A 12,956-nucleotide genomic window follows, 5' to 3' on the forward strand; every position below is an offset into this window, starting at 1 on the left:
AAGAACCGTATCTTAGTGTTTGTATTTACAAACCACCAAGGAGATGAACTTACGTTTGAACTATTTATATATAGCTGTTTTTTTAGTATTTAATTCAATTGCAGGATATTCTCAGTGCACCGGACTGTCAGCTGATGCTGGCCCGGATCTTTTTACTTGTGACCCTTCCATGCCGGTTCAATTGATGGGTAATTATTCCGGGAACCCAATGAAATATTCATGGACACCTACTACCTATTTGAGTGATCCCAATGCTACTGATCCCATTGTAAATGCTCCGGTAGGTAAATACAAATACACCTTTACGGTCGAACAAGTCGGAACGACCAATTTAATTCGCAACGGTGATTTTGAAGCTGGCAATTCCGGTTTTACCCACGAATACAGTTATGGAAGTCCCGGCGGCACCTTTGGTCCCGGATGGCTCAGTGTTGGACCCGATCCTTTTCCTTACAATGGTGGTTTTAGTCATTGTCCGGATCATACCTCCGGTTCGGGAAATATGTTGATTGTTGATGGACATACTTCTACAAATGCAAAAGTCTGGTGCCAGAATGTAAGCGTCACCAATGGCAGTACATACCTGTTTAAGCTTTATGTAACCAGTGTGTATCCGGTATCCCCACCTGTTCTCAACGTAGAAGCCAACGGCGTTTCCATTGGAACCGTAACTGCTGGAGCCCTCTGCGACTGGATTGAATTAGAAGCTTGTTTTAAAGCAACTTCAGGTACGGTCGAAATGTGTATCCGTGAAACAACCGGTGTCGGTTTTGGAAATGACTTTGCCATTGATGATATTGAAATGTATGAAAAATGCATGGATGACGATGAAGTAATGGTTGAAGTGGTCGATCTTAAAGCACGTATCGAAGTTCCTAAGCTCCCAAAATGTGCCTCTGATATTTTTGACTTGAATGCAATTGGGTCAACTGCAGGTCCAAACATTACCTATGAATGGAGTACCGTTGGTGGTAAAATCGTTTCACAAAATGGATTGACCGCCCGCGGACAAGGAAGCGGAACCTATATCATTAAAGTTACTTATAAAAATGGCAATGTCATTTGTGAAAAGGAAGCTGAAATTGATGTAACTGCTTCTGATGATTTGGAAGGGACTTTAGAAGTGGAAGGCATTGCCAATTGCAATTCAGATACCATCATTCTAAAAGCGAATCCGCTCAATGGCAGTGGACAATTTACTTTTAATTGGATCCCCGCAAATAAAATTCACCGGGGAAGAAATGATTCCATTGCTTATGTTACCGAAGCAGGTATCTACAAAGTCGTTATCATAGATGCCAATTCGGGTTGTGAATTAGAAATCCAAGATGTGGTTGTTTCCGATACCTTACATCCAAATCTCAAGCTTTCTGGAGATACCCTATTGAATTGCATTCGAAACAATGCCCTGCTTACAGGAACGCCCTTTGATACTTCAAAATATACGTATGAATGGTTACTGCCTGATAATTCCAAACTTCGAAATGAAGACAGTTTGTTTACTTCCATTGAAGGCAACTATCAACTTCGGATTACTGACAAAACGAATAAATGTTTTACCGATAAATCCATTGCAGTAAAAAAAGATACGCTTGTTCCTGATTTAGAATTAGGACCCGATTTAATCCTTGATTGCATTCAGTCAAATGTTACGATTCAAGCAAATGGGAATAATCCAAACCAGTCTATTGATTATTTTTGGAATTTGCCTTCAGGCATTTTACCAGCGGAATCTATGCTGAATACTAAAACAGAAACTAAAGCCGGTAAAGTGCTTCTTACCGCAAGCAATAAAATAAATGGATGTTCTACAGCTGACAGTATATTAATAATTGATAGCCGAAAGCTTCCTGCAGTCGAAGCTGGATTAGGAGGCACTTTAACGTGCACTACCCTGCAATTACAACTCAATGGCAATGGAACAAAAACAGATTCTACCAATTATTTTTGGACAACACCCAATGGAAATATTGTATCGGGAAGCAATACACTAACTCCCATTGTAAATGCACCCGGATGGTATATCATTCAAGTGATTGATACAACCAATCATTGCAGTAATCTTGATTCTATTTTTATTGATGAGAATAACGTGGTGCCCAATGCACAACTCGGTCCCGGTTTAAATTTTACCTGCTCTGATACTTTAATAGCAATCGACGGTGGACTTTCTTCTGCTGGCAATCAACTAACCTATCAATGGTTTACATTTAATGGAACCATAGGCAGCGGACAAGGAAGCAACAAACTCTTTGTACGTTCTGCAGGTGACTATTCACTGATTGTACGTGACACGGTAAATGGTTGCGCAGATACCGCTACAATAAATATAAAACCAGATTTAAATGCTCCCATTGCAAGCATTGCATTTCCTGATACCTTAAGTTGCAAGAAAAACAGCATTAATTTAATTGGAACAGCAAACTCACCGGTTGGGAATCAAATTCAATTCAATTGGATTCCAGAACAGGGCCAACCAATACAAAATGCATCTAGTTTAAATCCGGGCATTACACAAGCCGGAGATTACAGTTTATCAGTAAAAGATTTGGTCAATGGTTGCAGTACCCTGGTAAAAATAACGGTACTCATTGATACCATCCCTCCACAGATAAATGCAGGACAAGATCTAATTTGGAATTGCAGCACCACCCAATTCAATTTACAAGCAAGTAGCCCAACTACAAATCATTCTTTACAATACAACTGGTCTACAGTGGATGGCATGCTCATTGGTCCGGCAAACAGTGCTGCTACGGTTGCAGGAAGGCCCGGCACTTATTTTGTCAGCAACACAGATCTTGTAAATGGGTGTCAGTCGGTAGATCAACTAACCATCAGTGCGGATACTGTGAAACCCATTGCAAGGATTTCAACCAGGGATACTTTAACATGTATTAAGCGATTGGTGAATCTTAACGGACAAGGCTCGAGCACCGGGAACCGATTCAACTATCAATGGACCCATGCCAATGGAAATATTGTAGGTCCTCCGAATGGACTGAGCATCCAACTGGATAAAGCAGGGCTTTATATACTTCGTGTAATTGATACCCTCAATCATTGCGAAGATTCAACACAAGGAACGATTTTCGAAGACATCCAAAAGCCCCTTATAGATGCGGGAGCAAATGCTCAATTGAATTGTTCTACACTTGATTTGACATTGAATGGACAAATTGTCAATCCAAAAGGAACTGAATTGATCGTATGGAATAGTCCGCAAGGAAATTTTATTAGTCCAACGAATGTACTTCAAGTTAAAATCAACAAACCGGGAACGTATTACATGCAAGTTACCAACCCAGCAAATGGTTGTGTCAATACCGATTCATTAATTGTTAGTCAGATAAATAATTTGCAAGTGCGTGCATCCGGTCAGTTTGAATTGACCTGCACAGTTAAAGATGGAATTTTAATTGGCGCTGTACAAAATGGCAGTGGTACAGAAAATTTTAACTGGACAACCAATCAGGGTAACATTGTTGGAAGCAATACCCTATTGACTGCCAAAGTAGATCGACCGGGTGTGTATTATTTCCGGGCACAACATGCTACAAATGGATGTATGGGTTTAGACTCCGTCGTAGTTACTGAAAACACCAATGTCCCTACTGCAATTGATTTCAATGTAGATCAACCAAAATGTCCTGGTGATGGATGGAATTTAAATCTCAATTTAATTACTGGCGGAGAAAAACCTTTGCGTTATTTTCTTGATAACCAGGAATTTTTTAACAGTCGATACAGCGGTACGGTTTCCGGTAATCATCAGCTCCGCGTGTTAGATAAAAATGGTTGCGAACTGCTTTCAAACTTTAACATCATTCAACCAGCAGGATTAAATGTGCAGCTGATTCCATTAGTCAAATTACAATCCGGTGAAGATTATACCATTCAACCAACGTATTCAATTCCTAAGGATTCCATCGCAAGTTTTGAATGGAGCCCTGCTGATTATTTAAGTTGTACCAATTGTGAATCCCCCAAAGTAATTCATTTGGACAAAGAAATTGAATACCTTCTTACGATAACAAATACGAATGGCTGCACAGCAACTGCCCGCATCCGATTGGAAGTCGTTAAACGGAATATTTGGTTTCCAAATGCGATTAGTCCAAATGGTGACAACATCAATGACAGCTTTTATCCAGTTGTTACAGAAGATTCTTATAATGAAATAAAATCCATGCAAATATTTGACCGCTGGGGAAACAGATTGTATGAAGCAGTTCATTTTCCACCCAATGATCCCAGTTATGGTTGGAAGGCCCGTGTGGATGGCGTTGTGGTAATTCCCGGAGTGTATGTGTATCTCTTAGAATTGGAATGGAAAAATGGAGAAATCCAAAAGTTCTATGGTGATTTGAATGTAATCCGTTGACAAGCCCACCCGTCAAACCAAAACCAGAAGATCTTATTTTCTTTGAAAATGAAGATTACATCATTGCAAAAAAGCCGTTTGGATTATTGTCGGAAGAAGATCCAGCAGGTTCTGTCAATCTCAGAAAATTATTGGAAGATTATCTTCATGAAAGTTATCCTAAAAAGAAACAATTAATTTGTCAACTGGCCAATCGTCTGGATAAACCAGTCGGCGGACTCCTGTTTTGTGCTAAAAAACAAAGCATACTAAAAGATCTGCATGAAAAATTCTTCAAACGCAAAATCAGTAAATACTATCTGGCCGTTGTTGAAGGTGTTCCTAAAAAACCCAAAGCAGTTTTAGAAAATTATTTGGTCAAGTCCTCTTCAGAATTCAGGGCCGTTACCGCATCCCCGGATACACCCGGTGTTAAACTGGCCCGCTTGCGTTACGAATTGATAAGTACACAAGACAATTACAGTTTATTAAAAATTCAAATTTTTACCGGGAAGTTTCATCAGATTCGATTTCAACTTTCATGCTTAGGGCATCCTATTTGGAATGATGAATGGTATGGAGCAAAGCGCATCGATCCAAACAACTACATTGGACTCTATAGTTATTTTTTAGGATTTGACGATACCAAGACAGGAATCCGGAAAGAATACCAATGTTTGCCTGATCTCATAGAACCCTGGAATTTATTTCAATCTGAATGGATGGAACTGCTTGGTAAAGTCACTGATTTTAGTTGAACGCAAGTTCAATGTTGCAATGCTACAATTTTGCAATGCTACAATGGGATAATGGTACAATGTTACACAATACGGCAATACTTCTATGGTACAATGTATAAATTTAGTTTTTGAAATTCAGACTGCGTTTTTTAGGTTGAGAATTAAAATACCATATTAATATTATCTATGAATTAGGTTAATCTCCGAAAGTTCTTTTCCTATTTCATGTATGGCCGATAAGATTCTTTCTGTTTGGGAAGGCGATGGCTTCTTTCTTCCTTTTACATATTGTGATAATAAGGTAGGATTCATTCCGATCTTTTCAGCAAGAAATTTTGAATTTAAGACTCTATAGAATAAAAAGAATTGCTTAAAATCAATTTCATACTTCAAATTTTCAGCTACAATTATAATTTCATGTTCTTCAAAGTACAAATTCGAAGCATCCAGAATATTATTCATAAGTTCCGGAATACTAGAACCTGTAGTAAATATTGGGTATTTTTTGGCAAATGCAGAGAATCCCGTATTTGTTTTTTCTATAATAAATTTAATTTCTCTAGTTGACTTTTTCATCCCTTTACTTTGAATTAGAAATTCCGGCATCTTTTAATATTTTTATCAATAAGCCCTTTCCAATTTCTTGACTCCCATGATTTGGGAAAATAATTATTTTGTCTTTATGAGCATGTTTAAGCTTAACATGAGATCCATTTTGAGAGATTGGATACCACCCCTCTTTTAATAGAATCCTATAAAGCTCCGAACATTTCACACTGTTTCTTAAAATCAAAGGTAAATAATAATTTACTTTTTATGGATATTTTTGCCAGCTTACTCCTCTAAAATTGCATGAGTGGTCTGGTAAATTTAGAGGGAGTTTTTCTGAGAAATGATTAACGTTTTATGCATGCTGGCATTCTCTGCGCCTATAACTTTATTCTTTAAACAGTTTACACATATAAGCTGCCCCTATCGTTCCTACTAGTGGTGCCAGCAGATAAATCCATAGGGTGTTTAAATTTCCAGAAATGATAGCAGGCGCCAGACTTCTTGCAGGATTCATAGAAGCACCACTGATTGGTCCTGCGAAAAGCGCTTCCAATCCTACGGTTGCGCCGATCGCGATGCCGGCAAGCATTCCTGTTTCTTTAGATCCATGAGAGACTTTTATTATGACCAACATTAATAGAAAGCTGAGAATCATTTCCAAAACAAAACTTTGCATCAGGGAACCGGCGGGTATCGTTCCACCTAGATTCCTACTTTCAGGAAATAAAAACTGAAGTAGTAAACTTGCTAACAAAGCACCCAAAATCTGAAATACAATGTATGGTAAAAGCAATTGCAGTTTAAACCGACCGGATATCAGAAAGCCTATACTGACAGCAGGATTAAGATGTGCGCCCGAAATGCTTCCAAAAGTATAAATCATTGCCAATACAATTAAACCAAAGGTCATTGCTATCCCAACATGCGTAACTTGCCCATGGGTTTGTTCATTTATAACGATGGCACCTGTTCCACAAAACACCAAAGCGAAGGTTCCTAAACACTCCGCCAAATAGCAGCGATACATGAGCATATTTTTATTTAGCTCCTTCATGGCGTAAAGACTCGATGTGATCAATAAATCCTAACACCGCTTGCTTAATTTGATCCCGTACTTGGACGGTTTGAGCTACATTTTCGGAATGGGTTCCAACAAACCGGGAAGGATCCGGAAAATCCCAGGCAATCTTTTGATGCACTCCCGGAAATAAAGGGCATTTGTCTGCACTGGCAGCATCGCAGACCGTTATGACATAATCAAAATGAAACCCTTGCTCAAAATAATCTGAAACGGCCTTGGTAGAATTCTTCGAAATATCAATACCATCTTTGATCATGGCTTCAATTGCCAAAGGGTTGAGATGGCCAGGCTCGAGGCCAGCACTAAATACTTCGTAATCTGTTCCACCAAATTTTTTTAAATACGCTGCAGCCATTTGACTGCGAGCTGAATTATGAACGCAAAGAAATAAAACCTTCAAAGGCATATAAATGATTTATCGCAAAAATACGATTAAATCAATTACGAATTACAAATTACGAATTACGAATTTTAAATGTGGCAATTTATAATTCGTATCAAAAGTATATGGGATGTTCGCAACGCTCCCATAATTCGTAATTCGTAATTTGTAATCCGTAATTAACTTTTCTTCAGCGTTGCTTTCATGGTGGCGCCATTCATTTCAGGCAAGGATACATCGTATTGCATGGGCATGGCATGGGCTCCTTTTGATATCCAAACATTTATTTCACCGGCATCGCCATTAGCAGGACTCATTTTTACTTTATAGCAATCTTTGCCCTGGATTATTTCTGATCCTATAACTTCGACTAAATAAAATTTCTCTGCCATTGTTTGTAAATCCAGATTGCGAATCTGGGCTGTAAAACCATCTGCCAACGGCATGGTGGCAATGATAAAAAATGCGCCCGGGCCATCTGCTTTACATAAACCGGTGGTAGTAACTTGCAATGGTGTTTTGGTTCCACTCATGTTCATCCGACCCTCAATGCGTTTATCGCTGTAATTTAATTCGATATTGATTGGACCATTATCAATTTGACGTGTAATCGGACTTAAGTTTTCCTTATTTAAATTGACTTTGTCCACCATTTCTCCCATTGGCATTTTGGTTTCTTCTATTATTCTCCAAACTGAACCGGAATCAATGATTGTGGTTACCTGATCAAATTCCATTTCTTGTCCCATCATATCCATTTTTACGTCAAATACGTATTTGCCAGGATGCAAACTGATGGTAGCTGCTGAATCCATAACAGGTTCGTCCTCTTTAATTTCTATCTTTTTAGGTAGTGAAACAGTCGTTGGATCTACTGTGATTTCTTTCAATCTTTTTTCAATGTCTTCGCCCATGGACTCCTGATAGCGACCGCTTAGGTAATCTGCAAAAACTTTTCGGCTGCAGCCAAGAAGGCCATATTGTTTACAGGCCTGGCAAAACCATGCCCTTCGTCTGGTGCACAGATATACTGGACAGGAATCTTAGCCTGATTCATTGCATACACAATCTGATCCGATTCCGCTTTTTTTACACGTGGATCATTGGCTCCTTGAACAACCATCAAGGGTGTTTTAATTTTATCTACTGAATATAAAGGGGACTGTCTTTTTAATTGAGCTTCCCCTTCTGGATTGGTTGGATCGCCCATTCTCAAATGAAAAATCTTGCGACCGGCTTCCCAATAAGGAGGAATTGAATTTAATAAGGTTAATAAACTGGATGGTCCAACAATTGAAATGGCACATGCATATAAATCGGGAGTAAAAGTAACCCCTGCAAGGGTAGCATATCCTCCGTATGATCCACCCATAATTCCGACCCGATGTGGATCCACGATTCCTTTTGAAATTAAATACTTAACACCCCAGGTAATGTCGTCCTGCATTTTATCACCCCACTGACGATTACCCGCATCTAAAAATTTCTTTCCGTAACCGGTAGAGCCTCTGAAATTCATTTGCAACACAGCATAACCGCGATTTGCTAAAAATTGTGCGTATGCATCATAGCCCCATCCGTCACGTGCCCATGGACCTCCATGTGGATTTACGATCAATGGGAGCAATTTTGGTGTGAGCCCTTTTGGCAGTGTCAAATATGCTGGAATTTCCAAACCATCAGACGACTTGTAACTGATTGGTTTCATTGGAGACAAATCCGTATTGGTCAATTTGGGTCTTGGTCTGTATTGAAACTTTGTTTTCTTAGTAGTCCGATCAAATGAATATACCGAACCATTATCCGTATCACTATAAACCGCAATCAAATATAATTTTTCATCCTTTGTTGCAGAATTGAAACTAATCTCCAATCCGTTAAATGCCTTTTTTAATTCTTTATAATCTGCTTCAAACTTTTTATCCTTCCAATAAATTCTGGTTTTCTCATCTTCATAATACGTTGCAATCATCCGATTGTCAATATCAGAAAAAGAAACACTTCCAAAATCTACACGCTTCTTAGGATCTGATTCAATGACTTCTTCAACTTTTGTAGTAACGTTTAACGTAATCAGTTTTGTAAGATCTTGTTTTGGTCCTTTATTGGTAACCATGTAAACGCGTTGTCCGTCTTCATGAAAATTTACACAATAAGCAGATTCCAATGGTCCGCAGGAATAGATCAGGTTAAATCCTTTTGGATCCACCCGCAAGATATCTGTTGAACCATCCGGATTGGTCCGTTCAGCAAGACGCAATTTGTCTCTGCGATCAAACACCCATCCGGTAATGCGGTCTGTATTCGTGCGCAATAATTTTAAATCACCCGTTGAAATTTTTAGCTCGTATAAATCATGCCAGGACTGATCTCTATCATTCAAACCTACATACAATACATCCGGATTTGTTTTAGGAACTGAATAAATATAGGCTCGGGTATGCTCTTTATTGGTCAAGTTACGTGAAGTAGGAACTTCCTTCCCCTCTTCCGGTTTTTCGGTAGGACTTACTGCATACACATGAAAATTTTCATCGCCCCCTTTATCTTGTACATACAAAATATACTTACTATTTCTAGACCAGAAATACGAAGAGATCGGTCGCTTCTCATCAGCCGTTAGTGGTTTAGCTGTTTCAAATGCTGCGTCAGTTTTTTTCACCCAAATATTACGCGTTCCATTTAATGGTTTAATAAAACTCATGTACTTACCATCAGGAGAAAGTTGTGAGCCTGAAATTTCAGGATCTCCAAAAAACAATTCGCGATCAATCAGCGGTGGTTGAACTTTAGCATTCGATTTCTGTGCAGAAATACTCGTCATTGTACAAATCATCATTACAAAGAGTAAAAGTTTCATTTTTAAAAATTAAGCTATTATTAATTTGGAAAACAAGGTCGGTTTGGAGGGTTTATCTGGTAACAACAAATGTTCCGGCATATTGTTCTGAGTTTACTTTTAATGTAAACGTGTAAATGCCTGGAATTAGTTCAGCTAAATCAAAAGTATTTAATACACCAGTTTGTCTTTTTGGAGAGAAAGGCTTCCCGTCCAAACTGAATACCGTACAATTTATTTGCTTATTTGTCAGATCGGATCCTTTATTGTCTAAAATTAATTGTTTGGAATCTGAAAGGTAAAACGCCTGCATCCGATGTTTAGGATATTCTTTATTTGCACTTACTTGCTGCAATTCATAAGCACCCAGATCCGGATGCAAATCACTGTATCGGAATTTAGACTCAACGGGATGAATGTATTCATGGGTTGGATTCAATTCATATGCAAGAAAGCTTTCATTAAAAACATATGCGCTGTCTTTCCCAGGGGAACCCTTGCTTAGATGATAGTCATAATTTAACGCATCGCGAAATTCAAACACACTCAGATCAGACTGTATAAAATTATTTAAATTGATAAAACCCTTTGGGATTCCATTCAATAGAGTAACTTTTCCAGCAATTAAATTATTAGCACAAACCAAGGTATCCATCCCTGTTTGAATATTCAAAATAATTCCTTTGTCCTCATTGTTAACCAGTGTATTGTAAATAAAATACAAGGTATGATTGCCAGGATTTGTTAATCCTTCCCGACCATAAGATATAAAGGTATTGTTATCAGAATAACGGCTTTGTTGAATGCTATTTCCCATAATAAGCGCAGGACCTCCGTTTGGCAAATCAATTTCATAACTCGCGTCGCCGTCTTCATTGGTGATGCGATTGTATAAAATAATATTTTTATACGCTCTGCTTTTTAATTCATGACCATAGTATGCATGATGTACATAATTAAATTTGAATGTAAGTGAACGAACGTGGTTGATATACAGGTTATGAGAATACCCGTCACCAGCACCGTTGTGTGAAAACTCGGAGTACTCAATTACAATATCGCTTGCCGGATTATCGCCAGCCAGGATTCCATCCTGATTGTTGTGGAAGTAACAATGGTTGACTGTAAGACTGGTTCCTTCCAATCGAATTCCAGCGCCGTTTCGATCCACTACTGTACAATTAGAAAATTCAATATTTTCCAAACGGTTGAAATTTCCGGTGATAACCCAAATTGCTTTTCCACCATAAGCGGTTCCTTCTGCATTCAAATGTGCAAATCCGCCAACCCCAATAAACGTTAGGTTATGCGCTTTCCACAGGCAGACATCTTTTTCATATTCTGCTGCATCAATTAAGATCGAATCGCCATCTGCCACTAGGCTTGAAACGGCACTCGGACTTTGGTATGTTTTGGTTGGACCTACCAACCAGGTTTTTGAAATTCCAAAAAATGGAATCAGGATCAGGATGATAATACTGTTACTTTTCATATCGGTATTTTTAAGGATTTAAGTCTTGTTCAGACGGGCCATATAAAAACCATCGAAGCCGCTTAAAGCAGGACTAATGATTTTTTCTTCTTCTAATTGAAAATGGGTATGCTCGCTGCAAAAATACGAAACTTGTTTTGAATTTTCAGAAGGTAAAATGCTGCAGGTTGCATAAATTAATTTCCCTCCAGGACGTAACATGGAGGCATAGTTTGTGAGGATTTCCTTTTGCAGGCTACGCATCCGATCAATAAAAGACAGATCTACTTTCCATTTAGCATCTGGATTGCGGCGCAATACACCCAAACCACTACAAGGAACATCCAACAAAAGCCTGTCACATGAACTTGCCAATCGTTTGATCACTTTTGTGCCATCTATGACCCGGGTTTCCAGATTTTCAGCCCCGTTGCGTCGGGCCCTTTTTTTAAGTTCGTCTAACTTCCAGGATTCTGTATCCAGGGCAATGATTCGGCCTTTGTTTTTCATAAGAGCGGCCATATGCAAGGTCTTGCCGCCGGCACCGGCACAGGCATCGATGACCCGCATACCCGGTTCGACCAATGAAAATGCAGCGACTGCCTGCGAAGAAGCATCTTGTATTTCAAAATGACCTAATTTGAAAAGTGGATTTCCAAAGACATTAAATTTCTCCAGAATAATTAGGGCATCCGGTAACTCAGGAATGGGACTTGTTTCAATTCCTTCTTTAAGAAAGTTTGTTTGCAGTTGTTTGATTGTGGTTTTTAAGGTATTGCACCGGATGATCAGTTGGGCCGGTTTATTGAGCGCAGTCAATTCCCGTTCCCAGGTATCCGGCAATTCCTCTTTTATTAAATCTACCAAAGCATCTGGATAGGATTGCATGATTGCAAAATTCGATTTGCATTCTTCAAGTTTTGCCCATACCCGGTCTGATTTCATTTCATTGTAAATTTCCCAATCCGGAGGGTTCATTTTTTTGAGTAGAAAATACGTTGAAATCCAATGTTCCGGCTTTTTAGAATTTCCACTGCAAAAGCGGATTTTTCGAAATTCCCGGATGATGTTGTAGGCAGTTTCTGCAATAAAACTGCGGTCTCTTGCACCCCAGGACTTATTAGACTTTAAAACTTGTTCAATTTTTTTATCCGCATACACTTGATCATAGATAACCTGATGAATAATATCACTGACTGCTTGAATTAGATTTTTATGAAATTTGGTGGTCATTGGTAGGGATTATGCTGTAGAATAAAGGTTAAAGGCTAAAGGCTAGAGGCTAAAGGCTAGAGGCTAGAGGCTAGAGACTAAAGGCTAGAGGCTAGAGACTAGAGGCTAAAGGCTAGAGGCTAGAGACTAGAGGCTAGAGGCTAAAGGCTAGAGGCTAGAGGCTAGAGGCTAGAGGCTAGAGACTAGAGACTAAAGGCTAGAGGCTAGAGGCTAGAGGCTAGAGGCTAGAGGCTAGAGGCTAAAGGCTAGAGGCTAGAGGCTAAAGGCTAAAGGCTAGAGGCTAAAGGCTAAAGGC

Annotated in this window: 8 protein-coding genes and 1 pseudogene; 2 read left to right on the forward strand and 7 right to left on the reverse strand. The window is 39.0% G+C overall.

Features of this window, described 5'->3' with window-relative positions:
• The first annotated feature begins 43 nt into the window (after positions 1–43).
• Positions 44–4,384 carry a gliding motility-associated C-terminal domain-containing protein gene (locus tag IPK91_04260; protein ID MBK8296490.1) on the forward strand — a complete coding sequence of 1,447 codons (4,341 nt, stop codon included), beginning with the start codon at positions 44–46 and terminating at the stop codon, positions 4,382–4,384.
• On the forward strand, positions 4,381–5,121 hold the full coding sequence (locus IPK91_04265) for an RNA pseudouridine synthase (protein ID MBK8296491.1): 741 nt from the start codon (positions 4,381–4,383) through the stop codon (positions 5,119–5,121). The genes IPK91_04260 and IPK91_04265 overlap by 4 nt, the downstream gene beginning before the upstream one ends.
• 162 nt (positions 5,122–5,283) lie before the next feature.
• Here the strand turns inward: IPK91_04265 and IPK91_04270 are convergent, their stop codons facing one another.
• The 7 genes and pseudogenes from IPK91_04270 to IPK91_04300 all read right to left on the reverse strand — a co-directional run bounded on the left by IPK91_04270 (position 5,284) and on the right by IPK91_04300 (position 12,661).
• Entirely contained in the window at positions 5,284–5,679 is a 396-nt protein-coding gene (locus tag IPK91_04270) for a helix-turn-helix transcriptional regulator (protein MBK8296492.1), read from the reverse strand.
• A gap of 4 nt (positions 5,680–5,683) precedes the next feature.
• Complete coding sequence (locus IPK91_04275) at positions 5,684–5,878, reverse strand: type II toxin-antitoxin system HicA family toxin (protein MBK8296493.1); 195 nt, start codon at positions 5,876–5,878, stop codon at positions 5,684–5,686.
• Between the two features lie 162 nt (positions 5,879–6,040).
• Positions 6,041–6,682, reverse strand: coding sequence for an aquaporin (locus IPK91_04280; GenBank protein ID MBK8296494.1), 642 nt, complete (start codon positions 6,680–6,682; stop codon positions 6,041–6,043).
• A gap of 10 nt (positions 6,683–6,692) precedes the next feature.
• Positions 6,693–7,142: an arsenate reductase ArsC gene (locus IPK91_04285; protein MBK8296495.1), complete on the reverse strand. Its 450-nt coding sequence runs from the start codon at positions 7,140–7,142 to the stop codon at positions 6,693–6,695.
• 155 nt (positions 7,143–7,297) lie between these two features.
• A pseudogene (locus IPK91_04290) lies at positions 7,298–9,978 on the reverse strand (S9 family peptidase).
• A 52-nt stretch (positions 9,979–10,030) separates the two neighbouring features.
• On the reverse strand, positions 10,031–11,449 hold the full coding sequence (locus IPK91_04295; protein MBK8296496.1) for a right-handed parallel beta-helix repeat-containing protein: 1,419 nt from the start codon (positions 11,447–11,449) through the stop codon (positions 10,031–10,033).
• Positions 11,450–11,467: 18 nt separating this feature from the next.
• Complete coding sequence (locus IPK91_04300; protein ID MBK8296497.1) at positions 11,468–12,661, reverse strand: RsmB/NOP family class I SAM-dependent RNA methyltransferase; 1,194 nt, start codon at positions 12,659–12,661, stop codon at positions 11,468–11,470.
• Positions 12,662–12,956: the final 295 nt, after the last annotated feature.

The organism is Saprospiraceae bacterium, from assembly GCA_016712145.1.
Lineage (GTDB): Bacteria > Bacteroidota > Bacteroidia > Chitinophagales > Saprospiraceae > Vicinibacter.